Annotated in this window: 18 protein-coding genes; 9 read left to right on the top strand and 9 right to left on the bottom strand. The window is 60.3% G+C overall.

The annotated features are described in order from the left end of the window. Positions 1-166: 166 nt before the first annotated feature. The 3 genes from ACB037_RS06155 to ACB037_RS06145 all read left to right on the top strand — a co-directional run bounded on the left by ACB037_RS06155 (position 167) and on the right by ACB037_RS06145 (position 2,641). Positions 167-1,522 (top strand): hypothetical protein, encoded by a 1,356-nt coding sequence (locus ACB037_RS06155; protein ID WP_371175045.1) that lies wholly within the window; start codon positions 167-169, stop codon positions 1,520-1,522. Positions 1,523-1,666: 144 nt separating this feature from the next. Then, the gene (locus tag ACB037_RS06150; protein WP_371175044.1) at positions 1,667-1,936 is read left to right on the top strand and encodes a hypothetical protein; all 270 of its coding nucleotides are present in this window, start codon (positions 1,667-1,669) and stop codon (positions 1,934-1,936) included. 462 nt (positions 1,937-2,398) lie between these two features. Then, the gene (locus ACB037_RS06145) at positions 2,399-2,641 is read left to right on the top strand and encodes a DUF3297 family protein (protein WP_005302916.1); all 243 of its coding nucleotides are present in this window, start codon (positions 2,399-2,401) and stop codon (positions 2,639-2,641) included. Between the two features lie 80 nt (positions 2,642-2,721). Here ACB037_RS06145 and ACB037_RS06140 read toward each other — a convergent pair whose 3' ends face one another. Together ACB037_RS06140 and ACB037_RS06135 are read right to left on the bottom strand one after the other, a co-directional pair. Next, on the bottom strand, positions 2,722-3,150 hold the full coding sequence (locus ACB037_RS06140; RefSeq protein ID WP_371175043.1) for a DMT family transporter: 429 nt from the start codon (positions 3,148-3,150) through the stop codon (positions 2,722-2,724). 10 nt (positions 3,151-3,160) lie between these two features. Continuing rightward, positions 3,161-3,640: a DMT family transporter gene (locus tag ACB037_RS06135; protein WP_371175042.1), complete on the bottom strand. Its 480-nt coding sequence runs from the start codon at positions 3,638-3,640 to the stop codon at positions 3,161-3,163. A 100-nt stretch (positions 3,641-3,740) separates the two neighbouring features. On the opposite strand from ACB037_RS06135, the gene ACB037_RS06130 reads away from it, so the two are divergent. The 6 genes from ACB037_RS06130 (at position 3,741) to tauD (ending at position 9,723) form a co-directional block, all read left to right on the top strand. Then, positions 3,741-4,634, top strand: coding sequence for a LysR family transcriptional regulator (locus tag ACB037_RS06130; protein WP_010673689.1), 894 nt, complete (start codon positions 3,741-3,743; stop codon positions 4,632-4,634). Between the two features lie 149 nt (positions 4,635-4,783). Continuing rightward, on the top strand, positions 4,784-5,887 hold the full coding sequence (locus ACB037_RS06125; protein ID WP_371175117.1) for an ElyC/SanA/YdcF family protein: 1,104 nt from the start codon (positions 4,784-4,786) through the stop codon (positions 5,885-5,887). A 319-nt stretch (positions 5,888-6,206) separates the two neighbouring features. Further along, positions 6,207-7,181 carry a taurine ABC transporter substrate-binding protein gene (tauA, locus tag ACB037_RS06120; RefSeq protein WP_371175041.1) on the top strand — a complete coding sequence of 325 codons (975 nt, stop codon included), beginning with the start codon at positions 6,207-6,209 and terminating at the stop codon, positions 7,179-7,181. A gap of 16 nt (positions 7,182-7,197) precedes the next feature. Next, the gene (gene tauB / locus ACB037_RS06115) at positions 7,198-7,965 is read left to right on the top strand and encodes a taurine ABC transporter ATP-binding subunit (protein ID WP_113978026.1); all 768 of its coding nucleotides are present in this window, start codon (positions 7,198-7,200) and stop codon (positions 7,963-7,965) included. Continuing rightward, on the top strand, positions 7,962-8,792 hold the full coding sequence (gene tauC / locus ACB037_RS06110) for a taurine ABC transporter permease TauC (protein ID WP_371175040.1): 831 nt from the start codon (positions 7,962-7,964) through the stop codon (positions 8,790-8,792). The genes tauB and tauC overlap by 4 nt, the downstream gene beginning before the upstream one ends. A 79-nt stretch (positions 8,793-8,871) precedes the next feature. Continuing rightward, positions 8,872-9,723 (top strand): taurine dioxygenase, encoded by an 852-nt coding sequence (gene tauD / locus ACB037_RS06105; RefSeq protein ID WP_043155533.1) that lies wholly within the window; start codon positions 8,872-8,874, stop codon positions 9,721-9,723. A gap of 92 nt (positions 9,724-9,815) precedes the next feature. Here the strand turns inward: tauD and ACB037_RS06100 are convergent, their stop codons facing one another. From ACB037_RS06100 to cyoA, 7 genes are all read right to left on the bottom strand, one after another. Then, positions 9,816-10,187 carry a DUF1428 domain-containing protein gene (locus ACB037_RS06100; protein ID WP_371175039.1) on the bottom strand — a complete coding sequence of 124 codons (372 nt, stop codon included), beginning with the start codon at positions 10,185-10,187 and terminating at the stop codon, positions 9,816-9,818. An 83-nt stretch (positions 10,188-10,270) separates the two neighbouring features. After that, positions 10,271-11,632: an MFS transporter gene (locus ACB037_RS06095; RefSeq protein ID WP_048208024.1), complete on the bottom strand. Its 1,362-nt coding sequence runs from the start codon at positions 11,630-11,632 to the stop codon at positions 10,271-10,273. Positions 11,633-11,796: 164 nt separating this feature from the next. Further along, positions 11,797-12,690 carry a heme o synthase gene (gene cyoE, locus ACB037_RS06090; protein WP_010673685.1) on the bottom strand — a complete coding sequence of 298 codons (894 nt, stop codon included), beginning with the start codon at positions 12,688-12,690 and terminating at the stop codon, positions 11,797-11,799. 8 nt (positions 12,691-12,698) lie between these two features. Then, the gene (locus ACB037_RS06085; RefSeq protein ID WP_010673684.1) at positions 12,699-13,028 is read right to left on the bottom strand and encodes a cytochrome o ubiquinol oxidase subunit IV; all 330 of its coding nucleotides are present in this window, start codon (positions 13,026-13,028) and stop codon (positions 12,699-12,701) included. Further along, the gene (locus tag ACB037_RS06080; protein ID WP_080560441.1) at positions 13,029-13,724 is read right to left on the bottom strand and encodes a cytochrome o ubiquinol oxidase subunit III; all 696 of its coding nucleotides are present in this window, start codon (positions 13,722-13,724) and stop codon (positions 13,029-13,031) included. After that, complete coding sequence (cyoB, locus tag ACB037_RS06075) at positions 13,645-15,621, bottom strand: cytochrome o ubiquinol oxidase subunit I (RefSeq protein ID WP_041211612.1); 1,977 nt, start codon at positions 15,619-15,621, stop codon at positions 13,645-13,647. The genes ACB037_RS06080 and cyoB overlap by 80 nt, the downstream gene beginning before the upstream one ends. Before the next feature lie 3 nt (positions 15,622-15,624). Beyond that, a complete protein-coding gene (gene cyoA, locus ACB037_RS06070; RefSeq protein WP_080767819.1) occupies positions 15,625-16,713 on the bottom strand; it encodes a cytochrome o ubiquinol oxidase subunit II in 1,089 nt (362 codons plus the stop codon). Between the last annotated feature and the right edge of the window lie 444 nt (positions 16,714-17,157).

Genomic DNA, 17,157 nt, shown 5'->3' with positions numbered 1-17,157 from the left:
GCATGGTATTTTTACTATGCGTTGTGTTTTTGTGTTTAAGGTGTTTTTCGGAGGAATCGGTATAGCGTTGCTCATACCTTAACAGGGCGTTATATTTCAATCAGTTTTGGTGATAAAAATGATTTCATATACTCATGATAGAAAGTATAAGTTAAAAGACGACAGCTTGAATAGAATTCAAGCTTGCATAGATACGTTCTGCCATAAAGTTATACATGCAAATTTGAGAGACGGTTCAAAAGGAAAAGATAGAACCATAAGCTTTACCGTTGAACATGAGATATTGAGTGGCACAGCAGAGTTGGAAATTAATTTCAAGTTTGTAGATAATGATTCTATGTCAATAGAGGCTGTCCTGTTAAAGTCAGAATTGGACATAAATGAATTTCACTTGAAATATTTTGTACTAGAATTGGTCGATATTATTTCGAGTGGTCAAATAAATGAAAAACTAAAACTTTATACAATAAGAACTTACAATAGAATATTCAACTCCCACCCTATAAGAACTGAGACTTTAATAAATGGAGAGTTTAGGTTTTTAATAAAGCCTTTTGTATGGAAAAGTAAGGATGAACCACTAACTGAACAAGTCGTAATGTACGATATTGAGATACCAGCTGTGAACATTGAACACGCAAGAAGCTTGGCTTATAACTTTACGTCAGATGTTAATGCCTACCTTTCTGTTTTATTGGACGTTGGTTTTGAAATGGTGAAATCAGAATTTCGTATATTCACAACAAAAAATAGTAAAGGTGGATTTGATATAAATAGATACCGAACTGGTTTTGTAGACTATGAGTTAAATCTAATTGTCAAGGATAATCACTACGGACTTAAATCCATAGAGGATATGGAACATGTTGATTCATTTCATTCAGGAAAAACCTCTATGGCATTTGCAATACCAAAGTCGGATGGCGGCTTTGAGTTTATGGATTCACAGATCTACGATACTATCTCGAACAATGATCGTTTAGAAGAGTTGTTCTCTACTCATAAAATAAAGAAAATAAATCAAAAAAGCAAAAAAAAGCCTGAATATATTCCGATAGATCCTATGCCGCATTATCCGAATGAAGAAATAAAAATACCAAGTGATATAAGGAAATACTTCAAAGGTATATTTGACTTGAATGATGAGGCAAGAAAATATTTCGATGCATGCTGTAGAATGTACAACATTTCTTTAACTTTAGGTTCTGGTGCTCCGACTTTAGATAAATCATATAAAGTCTGTGCCATAGAAGCGCTTGCTAAGACTGAAAAATCAAGCTTCTCTGAATTTTTACAAACATACTCAAGTGATGATTTTGATAAACGTCTAACAGATTATTTTTATACTGTTCGCTCAAGTCACTTTCATGGAGGTAGATTTGCATTTGATGAATTTGATGTTAACTTGCAACGTGAAATCTCTTTTTCGTTTAAAGAAAAAACAGCGGATTATGTTAACTTCAACACTTATATCCGTATCGCTTTAGTTAATTGGGTTAAATCCAACATACTAAAAATATAAAAAAGCATTTAAGAGTGATCCCCAACGCTTAGCATTTTTCATTCCATCGTTGGGTTTAGTATTTAAGATGGTATAGTTTAGTTTCGTGGTAGTGTTGCTCATACCTTAATGCGGCGTTAACAGTACGAAAGCATCGAGTGAGTAATGTCGGATAAAACTATTTTGGAAGGGCTTTTAGTCGAAATAGAGGCATACGATAAAAATCGTAATGATCGCGATGCTTTTGCACAAAGAGAATGGCTCGAGCAAAACCCTTTAGGGTTCCCTATTCAGTGCATTCAGCAAGGTAGAGATTGGCAGTACAAAATTGAAACTGAGGACTACTTCGACGAAGAGGGCTTGGAGTCTGAAATCAATGAAGTAATCTCAAAACTTAAAGCGTGTGTCAATGACCTTATTCAGTCCCACTGTTAACAAGGCGCTCCAGCACCGTGCGCTTCGCGCACTCGACAGATTGTAAGTCGCTTTTTTGTGGTTTTGCTACACAAAGGTTTTCACAAAAAATCAACTTAAAAACTGCGACTGAGCTTAGCGTTAACTGGCAAAAGGAAATGCCAAAAGTACTCGAGCAAAAAAAATCAGGATCCCCATCTTGCTGAGCAAGACGTTACCTAGCCAGAACACAAGAGATGGGTGTCCAAGTTTTGATTTTTTTGCTCAGCCACGATATACCCGGCAACCCTTTCCAATCCCACCATTACCGCCCCCTGCGCCTCACTTCGAGCGGCTAGGTATGCCTCCAGCTTGAAGGAAGGGGGCAGCTCGAATTACCTGTCATGAAGTAAACAAGTGCACGGCATGACACGCTGCCAACCTTGAGCCCATGACGGGCATTGCCTACAATGACCCACTTTTTATCACACTCAGGTAAATAAAATGAGCGACAACAAACCGGCCCTGCCCGACCGTCTGGCGGCCAACCCGCGCAGCCCGCACCATGTGGCAGAGTGCTTCCAGCACGAGATCGGCATTCGCGTGAACGGCAAGGAGCGCACCAATGTCGAGGAATACTGCATCAGCGAAGGTTGGGTGAAGATCCCCTCCCCCAAGGCCAAGGATCGCTATGGCAACCCCATGCTGATCACCGTCAAGGGCACCGTCGAGGCCTTCTACGCCTAAGCTGCGTATGACCGCGACGCCCCTGCAGGGGCGCGACCCTGTTATTTCAGAACACCGGCCAAGCGCCGGTGTTCTGCTTTTCAGGAGCGTGGCTTGCCGGCCTGCCAGCGTTGCAGCGCGGCGCCCGCCAGCACCAGCAGGATGCCGAGCAAATCGTTCGCGGCCAGCCGTCCGGCCAGGGCATCGAGCAGTGCGCCCCCCGCCAGCTGGCCCGTGACGATGAGCAGGGCGCAGGCCAGGGCGCCGACCCGGCCTATGGCCCAACTGCTGATGGCGACGAACAGCGCCCCCAGCACGCCGCCGAGCAGCAGCCAGGGATCGAGCCCGGCGAGCCGCTCCCAGGGTGCCCCTTTGAGGATGAGCAAGACGCCGAGCAGCCCGAAGCCGAGCAGGTGGTTGGCAAGGGACGCCGTCATGGCGCCCCGGGCGCTGGCGAGGCGGCCATTGAGGGTGCGCGACAGGCTCACCGCCACGCCGTTCAGCAGTCCCAGCAGGATCAATAAGGTCATGGTGTCTCTCCTAATGCAGCACGATGAGCAGGGCGCCGGCCATCACCAGCAGGGTGGCGAGCGCGTCCTTTCCCGAGGGGCGGCGGCGAGCCAGTCCGAGCCAGCCGAGGCCATCGCACAGGGCACCAAACAGCAGCTGGCCGAGCAGCAGCAGGGCCAGGGTGCCCGCCATGCCGAGGGGCGAGTTGAGGCAGAGGGCCGCCAGCACCACGGTGAGCGCCCCCGGCAGACCGCCGAGCCAGGCCCAGGGCCGGGCCGCCTCCGGCGTCGGGGGCCTTGGGGAGAGCCACCACAGGAGCCCGGCCACCAGGCTGCCGACCCCGTGGGCCAGCCAGCTCGCGAGCCAGGGGTCGGTGGCGCGGGACAGGGCGCCGTTCTGGGCGATCATCAGCGCCAGCAGCAGGCCGGCGGCGAAGGCGGCCAGGGCGCCCAGGGTCTGGCCAAGTGTCTGGCCGAGGGCGGGGCGGCGGTCAACAAGCGGGGGGATCATGGGGTTGCTCCTTGGTTGAACTGACGAGCAGGGTAAATTGTTTTTGATTTGGGGATAATCTACCCTCTTGGAACAACATTGTTTCCATATTGAGAACAACATGAACCAGGAAGCCTTCGCCCTGCTCCCGGCCTTCGTCGCCGTGGTGGAGTCGGGCACCTTCTCCGGCGCCGCCCGTCAGCTCGGTCTCAGCAAGTCGGTGCTGAGCAAGAAGGTGAGCCAGCTCGAGCAGGCCCTCGGCTGCCAGCTCCTCTATCGCACCACCCGCTCCCTCACCCTGACCGAGGCGGGGGAGCGCTACTTCGAGACGGTGCGCCATGCAGTGCGCCTGGCCAGCGACGGGGAAGATGCCATCGGCGCCCTGCAATCGGCCCCCCGCGGCCTGCTGCGGGTGACGGTGCCCATGGTCTATGGCCGGCGTCACATCGCCCCCCTTGTCCCCGAGTTTCTCGCCCTCCACCCCGAGGTGCAGTTGCAGCTGGAGATGAGCGACGCCCGGCAGGATCTGGTGGCCGAGGGGTTCGACGTGGCGGTGCGCATCGGCGAGCTGGAGGATTCGAGCCTGGTCGCCCGCCGCCTCGCCCCCTGTCTCAGCACCCTGTGCGCCGCCCCCGCCTACCTGGCGCAGGCCGGCACGCCCCGCACCCCGGCGGATCTCGAGCGCCACAACTGCCTCTTCTACTCCCTGTTTCGCGGCGGCACCCAGTGGCGGCTGCACGGGCCCGAAGGAGAGGTGGCCATCACCCCGCGGGGCAATTTCGAGGTCAACAACAGCGATGCCATCCACACCGCGCTGCTGGCGGGGCTTGGCATCGGCAACATGCCGGACTTCATCGTGGCGCGGGATCTCGCCATCGGGCGGCTGGTGCCCGTCCTGCCAGACCATGCCCTGCCCGAGCACGGCATCTGGTGCGTCTATCCCAAGCGCCGCCACCTGCCCGCCAAGGTGGAGGCCTGGCTGGCCTTCCTGCAGGAACGTCTGGGGCTGCGCTGAGGGGGGCATCGGGATAACCGGAACGGTTCACGTTTTTTTCATCGGGAAGGGAGTAGAGTAAGCAGCAAACCAAGCATCTGTTTTTATTGGAAAAGCATTCAGGGGACGAGCCACGACATCGCGCCCCGCACCCCAGAGGGAGCCCCATGATGAAGAAAACCGCGATTGCCCTGACCCTCACCAGCCTGCTGACGCTGCCGCTCTTTGTCTCATCCGATGCCTGGGCCGCCCCGGTGCGCTCCCTGCAAAAGGAGCAGAATTACGAGCAGTTCATCAGCAAGCGCCAGGTGGTGGATCAACTGCTGGCAGACGCCGCCCGCATCTTCCACTCCCCCGCCCGGGTCTCCGATGCGGGCTTCACCGCCAAAATGCCGAGCAACATGGAGCAGGTGACCACCCTGCTGCTGGAGGCCCACCAGCTCGAGCCCTATCGCACCGATCTGCTCATCTCGGCGGCCAACGCCCAGATCTACAACGGCAACGTGGACAGGGCCATCGCCCTGTTCGAGCAGGCCCTCACCGCCGCCCCGGACGATCTGGACATCAACACCTATCTGGCCACCTGGCAGCGCTTCAAGGGCAACCAGGCCAAATCCGATGGCTACCTCAAGCGGGTCGGCGAGCTCAATGCCGGTCGCGCCGCCGACTTGCAGCGACTGTTCGCCACCGTGGACAGGGTGGTCGCCACCCCCCTCAAGGAGCGTCAGGGACGGGGCGAGAAGAAGGGGCGCCGCGCCATCGTCACCCTGGGCTATGCCCTCAATCCCGATGGCTCCATGCACGACATCCTGCTGGGACGCCTCGAGACCACCCGCGCCCTGGCCCAGGCCGATCCGGCGGCCCTCGTCATCCTCACCGGCGGCGTGCCCCAGAACCGCCAGACCGAGGGCAAGCTGATGGCGGACTGGCTGGCGAAAAAGGGCATCGACCGCTCCCGCATCATCGAGGAGAACCACGCCACCAGCACGGTGGAGAACGCCCTCTACAGCGGCTATGCCCTCGCCCGCCACGAGATTGAGTTCGCCACCCTGGTGAGCTCGGCGAGCCATGTGCGCCGGGGCCAGACCCTGCTGGAAATCGCCTGCTGGCAGAGCGGCCCGGCGAACATCCGCATCGACAGCGTCGCCTACCCGGACAAGCCCCTCTCGGCCCTGGCCAAGACGAGCCCGGAGGAGCTGCTTGGCATCTACCGGGACGCCCTGCGCACCTATGGCCTGTGGAGCTACCGCTCGGCCCCGCTGGTTGAGCGCTGATCCCCCGGCCCCGCCACCCTGGCGGGGCCTTTTCCTCTCTTCCCCCTGCCAGTCACTGTCCCCCTCTGCCCTCCCTGTTGGCCTACCCCCGCACGCACCTGCCGGCCCCTGGGGGCCGGCCCTTGGCCCCTTGCGTCAGCCACCCGATAGACGGCGGGTGAGCAAGCTATCCACTTTCTGGCATATCTCAATCAGATCATTGATTTACCGTTCTTTTTCTAAGAACCAAACGGCATGAGAGCACCCTTCTCGTTCCTTCGCCCTCGGGGATGTTCAGATAAAGATGTGGCTTCCAACACCCCCAACAAGGAAGTGCATCATGACAGCAAAAGGCATCTCTCTGTGGCTCGCGGCCTCCATGCTGCTCGGCCAGTCCGCCCAGGCCCTCGACGTCACCGTGGCCTACCAGACCTCCGCCGAACCCGCCAAGGTGGCCCAGGCCGACAACAGCTTCGCCAGGGAGAGCGGCGCCACCGTGGATTGGCGCAAGTTTGACAGCGGCGCCAGCGTGGTACGGGCGCTCGCCTCCGGCGACGTGCAGATAGGCAACATCGGCTCCAGCCCCCTGGCAGTGGCGGCGAGCCAGAACCTGCCCATCGAGGTGTTCCTGCTCGCCTCCAAGCTCGGGGAGTCCGAGGCCCTGGTGGTGAAGCAGGGGCTCGCGAAACCCGAGGATCTCGCGGGCAAGCGCATCGCCGTGCCCTATACCTCCACCACCCACTACAGCCTGCTGGCGGCCCTCAAGCACTGGAACGTCGACCCCGCGACGCTGCAGATCGTCAACCTGCAACCACCGGCCATCATCGCCGCTTGGCAGCGGGGCGACATCGACGGCGCCTATGTCTGGGCCCCCGCCCTCAACCAGCTCACCAAGGAGGGCAAGGTGCTGACCGACTCCGCCCAGGTGGGTGACTGGGGGGCGCCGACCCTGGACGTCTGGGTGGTGCGCAAGGACTTTGCCAAGGCCCACCCCGAAGTGGTGCAGGCCTTCGTGAACAGCACCCTGGCCGCCCAGCGTGACTACCTGGCCAACCCCGACGGCTGGCTCACCAAGCCGGACAATCTCGCCAAGCTGGCCAAGCTGAACGGCGTTCCCGAGGCGGACGTTCCCGCTCTGGTGAAGGGCAACACCTACCTCGATGCGAAGGCCCAGAGCGCCGAGCTCGGGCGCCTCGTCAACCAGACCATCATCGACACCGCCCGCTTCCTCGAGAGCCAGGGCAAGGTCGCGAACGCCGCCTCGGACTACCGCCAGTTCGTGACCGATCGCTTCGTGAAAGCCGTGGCCCAGTAAATCCAAGGAGACGACCATGCTGCAGCTCTCTCATGTGTGCGCCGAGTACGCCGGCAGGCGGGTGCTCGACAACATCAACCTCTCCCTGTCCGAGGGGGAGCTGATGGTGGTGCTGGGGCCCTCGGGCTCGGGCAAGACGACCCTCCTCAACCTGGTGGCGGGCTTCGAGCCTTGCCACCACGGCCAGATAAGCCTTGAGGGCAAGCCGGTCACCGGCCCCGGCGCCGAGCGCGGCGTGGTGTTCCAGAGCGAGGGGCTGCTGCCCTGGCGAAACGTGCGAGACAACGTGGCACTCGGCCTGCAGCTGGCGGGTGTGCCCAGTGCCGAACGCACCGAACAGGCCCAGGCACTGCTGCGTCAGGTGGGGCTGGAGGGGGCCGGCGATCGCGCCATCTGGCAGCTCTCCGGCGGCCAGCGCCAGCGGGTCGGCATCGCCCGGGCCCTGGCCACCCAGCCCCGCCTGCTCCTGCTGGACGAGCCCTTCGGCGCCCTGGACGCCTTCACCCGGGAGCAGATGCAGACTCTGCTGCTGCGCCTGTGGCACGAGCACCGGCGTCAGGTGCTGCTCATCACCCACGACATCGAGGAGGCCATCTTCATGGCCACCGATCTGGTGCTGCTCTCCCCCTCCCCCGGGCGGGTGACGGAGCGGCTGACCCTGGATTTCGGTCGCCGCTTCGCCGCCGGGGAGCCCTGCCGCAGCATCAAGTCCGATCCGGCCTTCATCGAGCGCCGTGAATACGTGCTGGAACGGGTGTTCGCAGAGCGGGAGGCCTTTGCATGACTCTCGCCCTCGCCCGGCAACGGGATGTCACCCACACACGGGCAGCGGGCTGGCCCCTGCCCCGCCGTCTGACCCTGAGCCTCGCCACCCTGATCGTGCTGCTGGCCCTGTGGTGGCTGGTGGCCCACTTCGGCTGGGTCGATCCCCTGTTCCTGCCGCCCCCACAGCGGGTGCTGGCACAGCTCATCACCATCGCCGGGCCCCAGGGCTTTATGGATGCCACCCTGTGGCAACACCTGGGGGCCAGCCTGGGGCGCATCCTGGTGGCGCTCGCTGCCGCGGCGTTCTTTGGCATCACGGTGGGCATCGCCATGGGGCTCTCCCCCACGGTGCGCGGCGTGCTGGATCCCCTCATCGAGCTCTACCGCCCGGTGCCGCCGCTCGCCTACCTGCCACTCATGGTGATCTGGTTTGGCATCGGTGAAACATCGAAGGTACTGCTCATCTATCTGGCCATCTTCGCGCCCGTGGCCCTGGCGACCCTGGCGGGGGTGCAGAGCGCCAACGCGGTGCGAGTGCGGGCAGCCCAGGCGCTGGGCGCATCCCGGTCCCAGGTGCTCTGGCACGTGATCCTGCCAGGGGCCCTGCCGGACATCCTGACCGGGCTGCGCATCGGGCTCGGGGTGGGCTGGTCCACCCTGGTGGCGGCCGAGCTTATCGCCGCCACCCGGGGGGTGGGCTTCATGGTGCAATCCGCCGGCGAGTTTCTCGCCACCGACGTGGTGCTGGCGGGCATCCTGGTGATCGCCCTGATCGCCTTCGTACTGGAACTGGGACTGCGCGCCCTGCAGCGCAGGCTCACCCCCTGGCATGGAGAAGGACAATGAGCCACAGGCTGACCTCTTTCCTTCGCCCCCCTTTCCTATTGGTATCGGGCCTTCACGCCCCCAGACATGGAGCAAGACCATGACCGACAAGTTGACCATTACCCCCCTCGGCCCCCACATCGGCGCCGTCATCGCCGGCGTCAATCTGGCCGAGCCCCTGAGCCAGGGGCAGTTCGAGCAGCTCCATCGCGCCCTGCTCAAATACCAGGTGCTGTTCTTTCGCAACCAGCCCATCACCCCGCGAGCCCAGCGGGCGCTGGCGAACCGCTTCGGGGATCTGCACATCCACCCCGTCTACCCCCACACGGAGGAGGCCGAGGAGATCATCGTGCTCGATACCCACGATGACAATCCGCCGGACAACGACAACTGGCACACCGACGTGACCTTTATCGAGACGCCCCCGGCACTGGCCATTCTGGCGGCCAAGCAGTTGCCCCCCACCGGGGGGGACACCCTCTGGGCCAGCGGCATCGCGGCGCTGGCGGCCCTCTCCCCGCCCCTGCAAACCCTGCTGGCAGGGCTGGAAGCCGAGCATGACTTCACCAAGTCCTTCCCGGCCCATCGCCATGATGACAGCGAGGAGGCGCGCCAGCGCTGGCAGGCGGCCGTGGCCCGTCACCCGCCCCTGCGCCACCCGGTGATCCGCACCCATCCGGTGAGCGGCCGTCAGGCCCTGTTCGTCAACGAGGGGTTCACCACCCGGCTGCCCGGGCTGCCCCCCAAAGAGAGCGAGGCCCTGCTCGGCTTTCTGTTCGAGCACATCACCCGCCCCGAGTTCCAGGTGCGCTGGCGCTGGCAGGAGAACGACATCGCCATCTGGGACAACAGGGTGACCCAGCACTATGCCAATGCCGACTACCTGCCGGCCCGCCGGGTGATGCACAGGGCCACCATTCTCGGGGACAAGCCCTTCTGGCGCCCGGGCTGAACATCCCTCATGGAGAGCGACCATGAGATACCGCCCAGCAAAAAGCCCGCCGGCTGGCGGGCTTTTTCATCATCTGACGGGCCTGGGTGTTGCTATCGGCCCTTGAGCTCCAGCACGGTGGTGAAGCCTCCGAAGATCATGCGGGCGCCGTCAAACGGCATGGTCTGGTGCAGGGGATTGGCGGGGTCCATCCTGGGGTCCTGCATCATCTTGCCCATGGCGTCGTCCCGCACCGCCTTGCTCGGCCACTCCACCCAAGAGAAGACCACGGTTTCATCCTCCCTGGCCGCCACCGCCCGGTAAAAGTCGGTCTGCTTGCCGTGGGGCACATCGTCCCCCCAGCACTCCAGCACCCGGGTGGCGCCGTATTCGAGGAAGATGGGGTCAAACTGCCCCGCATGATCGATCAGGGCCTGCTTGTTGGCCGTCGGCACGGCGAGCACGAATCCGTCCACGTATGACATCAGAGGTTCCTCCTGTGAGTGAGGATCTCAGCATAGCAGCCGCCCATCAGCCCGCGCTCTGCGCCGCCCCGCGCAGCCAGCCATCACAAAGAGACCAGCCGCTCCAGATCGCTGCGGGTCAGGCGCTTGCTGTCCACCTTCACGTAGAGAGAGTGCTCCTCGCGCACCAGCAGCACGTCGCTCACCCCCTCGCAGGCGCGGATCCGCTGCTCCAGGGCCGGGGTGGCCTCGACCCCTTCCGGCAGCACGATGCGCAGGCTGCTCACATAGGGGGGCTCGGCCATGGTGAGGCTCACCCCGAGCCAGGCAAGGGCCAGGGCGGCACAACCGCCAAACACCAGGGGGCCGCCCCCCAGGCTGTAGAGCAGGCCGCCGAGACTGCCGCCGATGGCAACCCCGAGGAACTGACTGGTGGAGTAGACCCCCATGGCTGTGCCCTTGTAGCCCGGCGGGGACTCCTTGCTGATGAGAGACGGCAGCAGTGCCTCCATCACGTTGAAGCCGATGAAGAAGAGCTGCAACCCGGCGAGCAGACCCCACAGCTGCTGGCCGCTCTGCCAGAGCACCAGCTCGGCGGCCAGCATCACCACCACGCACCCGATGAAGACCCGCTTCATCTGGCGGTGCTTCTCGGCATAGATGATGAAGGGCACCACGCTCACGAAGGCGATCATCATGGTAACCAGATAGGCCTGCCACTGGCTGTCACGGGGCAGCCCGGCACGCTCCAGCAGGGGCGGCAGGGCCACGAAGCTCGACATCAGCAGGGTGTGGACGCAGAGGATGCCGAGGTTGAGCTTGAGCAGGCGAGGGTTGGTGAGCACGGTACGAAAGCTGCCTCGCACCATGGCGGACTCGCGATTTTGCAGGTGGGCCGCCGGGGTCGGCACCACCCAGAGCACCATGGCGATGGCGGCCAGGGCCAGCAGGGCGATGAGCCAGAAGAGGCCGGACAAGCCCAGGGCATGGGTGATGAGGGGGCCGGTCACCATGGCGATGGCGAAGGTGATGCCAAAGCTCACCCCGATGAAGGCCATGGCCTTGGTGCGATTCTGCTCCCGGGTGAGATCCGACAGGAGCGCCATGACGGCGGCGGAGATGGCGCCGCTCCCTTGCAGGGCGCGCCCGACGATGACCCCCCAGATGGCGTCGCTCAGGGCGGCGATGACGCTGCCAAGGGCAAACATCAGCAGGCCGCCAACGATGAGGGGCTTGCGCCCCACCTTGTCGGAGAGCAGGCCGAAGGGGATCTGGAACAGGGCCTGGGTCATGCCGTAGATGCCGATGGCAAGCCCGATGAGCGCCTCGGAGGCGCCCGCCAGGGACATGCCGTAGGTGGTCAGCACCGGCAGCACCATAAACATGCCGAGCATGCGCAGCGAGAAGACGGAGCCGAGCGCCCAGGTCGCGCGTCGCTCGCCCCTCGTCATGGTGAAATCATTCATGAGGGCCTCGATGAGTCAAAAAGAAGAGAGAAAGAAAGGGGTGACAGGCGCACGGCCACCCCGAAAAATCGGTGATGCCCCTCGCAGGGCGGCGCCCATAATAGCAGAGCCGGGAAGATTCCCGGCTCTGGATTTCATGCATTTCAGGGGTGCAGTTCACACTATCAGGGCAGCATGCTCACCAGCACCGGCGCTGCGTCCGGCTGGAAGTCCACCGACATCATCACGCTCAGGCAAGTAATGGTGACGATGGAGAACATGAACAGCTTGCGCGCCCAGAGGGAGTCGTCCACCGCCGCCTTGTAGCCCGACAGCGCCATCCCCAGCCACCAGACGCTCACCGCGGTGGCCACCACCAGATACTTGTACCCGGCGTAGCCGCCGAGGAACAGCATCAGGGTCGGCACCATGAACGCCAGGATGTAGAGGGTGATGTGGAGCTTGGCCACCGGGATCCCCTTCACCACCGGCAACACCGGGATGTTGGCGGCCTGGTAGTCCTTGAAGCGGAAGATGGCGATCGCATAGGAGTGCGGCATCTGCCACAGGCTGAAGATCGCCAGCAGGATCAGGGCCCCCGAGTCGAACTGCCCGCTCACCGCGCAGTAGCCGATGACCGGTGGCGCGGCGCCGGAGAGGCTGCCGACCAGGGTGCCATAGACCGAGTGGCGCTTCATGTAGAGGCTGTAGACCCCCACATAAACCAGGAAGCCCAGCACCGCCAGCAAGGCGGCCAACGGATTGGCCGCAAAGTAGAGCAGTGCAATGCCCGCAACGCCCAGCGCCGTCGCATACCAGAGGGAGACACCGGGGGCGATGAGCCCCCGCACCAGGGCGCGGTTCTTGGTGCGCTCCATGATGCAGTCGATGTCCCGGTCGATGTAGTTGTTGAACACGCAACCGGAGGCCACCACCAGTGACACCCCCACCATGGTCAGGATGAACAGGGGCACATCCAGGCTCCCCTTCGAGGCCAGCAGGAATCCCCCGATAACCGAGATGAGGTTGCCGAAGATGATGCCCGGCTTGGTCACTTGCAGGTATTGCTTCATCATCATCAACCCGCTCAGTGAACCATCATGTTGATGTTGAGGTTGTACATGATCCACAGGGAACCCACGACCACGATGGCGATGATGAGCACGGTAAAGACCAGTGCCACCAGGTTCCAGCGCTCCTCGGAGGAGGTGTTCATGTGCAGGAAGTAGACCAGGTGTACGAAGATCTGCACCACCGCCATGGCCACCACGGTGCCGAGCACCACGGCGTGGGAGGCGGAGCCGTCCATCACCATCCAGAACGGCACGGCGGTCAGGATGAGTGACAGCACGAAACCGATCATGTAGGACTTGACGCTGCCGTGGCTGGCGCCGTGATTGTCAACGGAATGACTCATTTACATGACCCCCATCAGATAGACCACGGTGAAGACGCAGATCCATACCACGTCGAGGAAGTGCCAGAACAGGCTCAGGCACATCAGGCGAGTGCGGTTGCGCTCGGTCAGCCCCTTCTTGGTGATCGACACCATCATCACGATGATCCAGACCAGGCCGCTGGTCACGTGGATACCATGGGTCCCCACCAGGGTGAAGAAGGCAGAGAGGAAGCCGCTGCGATCCGGGCCCGCCTCGTGCACGATCAGGTGATGGAACTCATAGATTTCCATCGCGATGAAGCCGGCACCCAGCAGGAAGGTGACGAACAGCCAGGTGTTGACCGCCGCGACCTTGTTCTTGTTCATGGCCAGCATGCCGAACCCGAAGGTGATGGAGCTCAGCAGCAGCAGCATGGTTTCGGCGAACACGAACGGCAGTTCGAAGATGTCCTTGCCGGTGGGGCCGCCGGCAGTGCCGTTGACCAGGACCGCATAGGTCGCGAACAGGGTCGCGAACAGGATGCAGTCACTCATCAGGTAGATCCAGAAACCGAATACCTTGGTGGCACCGGCATCGTGGTGCCCATCCTCATGGGCACCGTGAGAGTGATGTAGTACGTCAGTCGCCATGGAATTAAGCCACCTTGTTGATGTTGTCGAAATGCTGACCTTCGATGCGCTCGATCTCGTCAACCTGTACGTAGTAGTCCACATCGTCGTTGAAGCTGTGGATGATCCAGGTGGCGATCATGCCGATGAAGCCGGCGATGGCCATCCACCAGATGTGCCAGATCATGGCAAAGCCGAACACCACGCTGAAGGCGGCGATGATGACACCGGCACCGGAGTTCTTCGGCATGTGGATGGGGGCATACTGGGCAGGCTTCTTGTAAGCGCTGCCGTCAGCCTTGGCTTCCCAGAAGGCGTCCAGACCGGTGACCTTCGGCTCGATGGCGAAGTTGTAGAACGGCGGCGGAGAGGACGTCGCCCACTCCAGGGTACGGCCACCCCAGGGATCGCCGGTCAGGTCGCGGTTCTTCTCGCGGTCGCGGATGCTGACCACGATCTGGATGACCTGGCACAGTACGCCCAGGGCAATCAGACCGGCGCCGCAGGCGGCGACCACCAGCCAGCCGTGGAACTCGGGATCGATGTTCTGGCTGACACGACGGGTCATGCCCATGAAGCCCAGCACGTAGAGCGGCATGAAGGCCACGAAGAAGCCGGTGATCCAGCACCAGAAGGCACGCTTGCCCCAGACGTCATCCAGCTTGAAGCCGAACGCTTTCGGGAACCAGTAGGTGATACCGGCGAAGCAGCCGAACACCACGCCGCCGATGATGACGTTGTGGAAGTGGGCGATGAGGAACAGGCTGTTGTGCAGCACGAAGTTGGCGGCCGGCACGGAGAGCAGTACCCCGGTCATGCCACCCACGGTGAAGGTGATGATGAAGCCGACGGTCCACAGCATGGGCGAGGTGAACTCGATGCGACCGCGGTACATGGTGAACAGCCAGTTGAAGATCTTCACCCCGGTCGGGATGGAGATGATCATGGTGGTGATGCCGAAGAAGGCATTCACGTTGGCGCCGGACCCCATGGTGAAGAAGTGGTGCAGCCAGACGATGAACGACAGCACGGTGATCGCCACGGTTGCCCACACCAGGGAGGTGTAACCGAACAGCTTCTTCTTGCAGAAGGTCGCCACCACTTCGGAGAAGATCCCGAACACCGGCAGCACCAGGATGTACACCTCGGGGTGACCCCAGGCCCAGATCAGGTTGATGTACATCATCATGTTGCCACCCATGTCATTGGTAAAGAAATGGGTACCCAGGTAGCGGTCTGCGGTGAGCAGGGCGATGGTGACGGTCAGGATCGGGAAGGAGGCAATGATCAGGATGTTGGCACACAGGGCGGTCCAGGTGAAGACCGGCAGGCGCATCATGGTCATGCCAGGGGCACGCATACGGATGATGGTGGCGAAGAAGTTCACGCCGGTCAGCAGGGTCCCCAGACCCGAAATCTGCAGACTCCATATCCAGTAATCGACCCCGACCCCGGGACTGAACTCCAGCCCCGACAAGGGCGGATAGGCCAGCCAGCCGGTCTGGGCGAATTCACCGACCCCGAGGGAGACGTTGATCAGCACCACGGCCGCGGCGGTGAACCAGAAGCTCAGGTTGTTCAGGAAGGGGAAGGCCACGTCACGGGCACCGATTTGCAGCGGCACCACGATGTTCATCAGACCGATCACCAGCGGCATGGCCACGAAGAAGATCATGATGACGCCGTGGGCGGTGAAAATCTGGTCGTAGTGATGGGCATTCAGGTAGCCTTCGCCACCCCCGGAGGCGATGACCTGCTGGCCACGCATCAGCACGGCGTCGGCAAAGCCACGCAGCAGCATGACCATGCCCAGAATGAGATACATGATACCGAGGCGTTTGTGGTCGACCGAGGTCAGCCACTCTTTCCACAGATATTGCCACTTGCCGTAGTAAGTGATGAGACCGGCGATGGCCAGGCCCCCCAGAATGATACCGGCTATCGTGACCATGATGATGGGTTCATGGTACGGAATAGCCTCGAGTGTCAATTTTCCAAACATCGATTATTCCTCGGATCCTGCTTTCACACTCTTGTCGGCCGACATGGCCATGTGTCCGGCATGGGCGTCATGGTTCATGGCCTGGTTCTCCATGGCGTCCTCTTGCGAGGCCTCATGGTTCATCCCTTCGTGGTCCATGGCACCCGCTTTCGGGGCGGCGTCATGGTTCATGGCCTCGTGGTTCATGCCCTCGTGATCCGCAGAGCCCGCAGCCGGGGTGGCGTGACCACCATGGGACATGCCGCCCATGAACTTGTTGATGATGTTGACGAACAGCTTGGGATCGGCGCTGGCGAAGTACTCCACCGGGTGGTTTTCGCTCTTCTTGGCCAGGGCATTGAACTCATCCATGGTGCTCAGGGCCTTGGAAGAGGCCTTCACCTTGGCTACCCAGGCGTCGAAACCGGCTTGGTCCTGGGTCGCGATGGCCTTGAACTTCATGCCGGAGAAACCGGCACCGCTGTAACCGCCGGAGATGCCCTTGTACTCGCCCGCTTCGTTGGCAATCAGGTGCAGCTTGGTCTGCATGCCGGCCATGGCGTAGATCTGGCCGCCCAGTTGCGGGATGAAGAAGGAGTTCATCACGGTGTCGGAGGTCACCCGGAAGTTGACCGGGGTGTTGACCGGGAAGGCCAGCTCGTTGACCGACGCAATGCCCAGCTCCGGATAGACGAACAACCACTTCCAGTCCAGGGAAATGACATCCACCTGAACCGGTTTGACGTCCGATTCCAGCGGCTTGTAGGGGTCGAGGGAGTGGGAAGTTTTCCAGGTGATCACCGCCAGGATGACGATGATGATGACGGGTACAGTCCAGACGACTGCCTCAATCTTGTTGGAGTGGGCCCAGTCCGGCGCATAGGTGGCACTGGTGTTGGACGCCCGGTATTTGTAGGCGAACGCCACCGCCATGACAATCACGGGCACCACTACGATCAGCATCAAGCCGAGTGCGGTGAGTATCAGTGACTTCTGCTCCATACCGACCTGCCCCTTGGGGCTCATCAGTGCCATGTCGCAGCCACTCAGCAAGCTGGCGGTCGCGAGCAGCAGCAAAGCGCCCAAGCCCCTCTTCACATCAAAGAGTCTCATGCAATGTCCTCATCTTTTGAAGGCTTATTGGTATAAAAAAATGCAGCATTTTATTGCATCAGACCGGCATGTGAACAACATGAAAAATTAATCCCAAAAATGTTCAAAAGGTGATGGAAAGCGGTATCAGATGTTAATCCCTTGACAATGACCAATTTATTCAAGTTACACCGCGGCAATTCATCTTCCGTTAATCTCTCGCGCCACCAAAAGTGACCACCAATTAACCAAAAAGATCCATCTGGTCTGTTTTTAACCCGCCATTGCGATCAAAAAAGAGCCATACAGCCCCTTTTCGACTCACAGGTCATTTTTCCACACCTTGATCTGGATGGGTATTTTTCGGGGAAGATTAAAAAAATAATTAATCAAACGAATGTATGATTAACTTCCCGCCCCCCGACAACGGTCGCAACCCCTGGCGCCAGAAGGCACACTTCGTAA

The organism is Aeromonas sp. S19(2024) (genome assembly GCF_041402625.1).
Taxonomy (GTDB): Bacteria; Pseudomonadota; Gammaproteobacteria; order Enterobacterales; family Aeromonadaceae; genus Aeromonas; species Aeromonas caviae.
The sequence above is the reverse complement of the archived record's forward strand: the minus strand, read 5'-3'. Positions and strand labels throughout refer to the sequence as shown.

Coding starts and splice junctions, on each gene's coding strand:
- ACB037_RS06080 (WP_080560441.1), bottom strand. CDS start 13,724: ATGTGGACTACTACGTACAGGTTGACGAGATCGAGCGCATCGAAGGTC.
- ACB037_RS06125 (WP_371175117.1), top strand. CDS start 4,784: ATGAAGAAAACCGCGATTGCCCTGACCCTCACCAGCCTGCTGACGCTG.
- cyoB (WP_041211612.1), bottom strand. CDS start 15,621: ATGTTTGGAAAATTGACACTCGAGGCTATTCCGTACCATGAACCCATC.
- ACB037_RS06150 (WP_371175044.1), top strand. CDS start 1,667: ATGTCGGATAAAACTATTTTGGAAGGGCTTTTAGTCGAAATAGAGGCA.
- ACB037_RS06095 (WP_048208024.1), bottom strand. CDS start 11,632: ATGAATGATTTCACCATGACGAGGGGCGAGCGACGCGCGACCTGGGCG.
- tauD (WP_043155533.1), top strand. CDS start 8,872: ATGACCGACAAGTTGACCATTACCCCCCTCGGCCCCCACATCGGCGCC.
- tauA (WP_371175041.1), top strand. CDS start 6,207: ATGACAGCAAAAGGCATCTCTCTGTGGCTCGCGGCCTCCATGCTGCTC.
- tauC (WP_371175040.1), top strand. CDS start 7,962: ATGACTCTCGCCCTCGCCCGGCAACGGGATGTCACCCACACACGGGCA.
- cyoA (WP_080767819.1), bottom strand. CDS start 16,713: ATGAGACTCTTTGATGTGAAGAGGGGCTTGGGCGCTTTGCTGCTGCTC.
- ACB037_RS06130 (WP_010673689.1), top strand. CDS start 3,741: ATGAACCAGGAAGCCTTCGCCCTGCTCCCGGCCTTCGTCGCCGTGGTG.
- cyoE (WP_010673685.1), bottom strand. CDS start 12,690: ATGATGATGAAGCAATACCTGCAAGTGACCAAGCCGGGCATCATCTTC.
- ACB037_RS06145 (WP_005302916.1), top strand. CDS start 2,399: ATGAGCGACAACAAACCGGCCCTGCCCGACCGTCTGGCGGCCAACCCG.
- tauB (WP_113978026.1), top strand. CDS start 7,198: ATGCTGCAGCTCTCTCATGTGTGCGCCGAGTACGCCGGCAGGCGGGTG.
- ACB037_RS06100 (WP_371175039.1), bottom strand. CDS start 10,187: ATGTCATACGTGGACGGATTCGTGCTCGCCGTGCCGACGGCCAACAAG.
- ACB037_RS06140 (WP_371175043.1), bottom strand. CDS start 3,150: ATGACCTTATTGATCCTGCTGGGACTGCTGAACGGCGTGGCGGTGAGC.
- ACB037_RS06135 (WP_371175042.1), bottom strand. CDS start 3,640: ATGATCCCCCCGCTTGTTGACCGCCGCCCCGCCCTCGGCCAGACACTT.
- ACB037_RS06085 (WP_010673684.1), bottom strand. CDS start 13,028: ATGAGTCATTCCGTTGACAATCACGGCGCCAGCCACGGCAGCGTCAAG.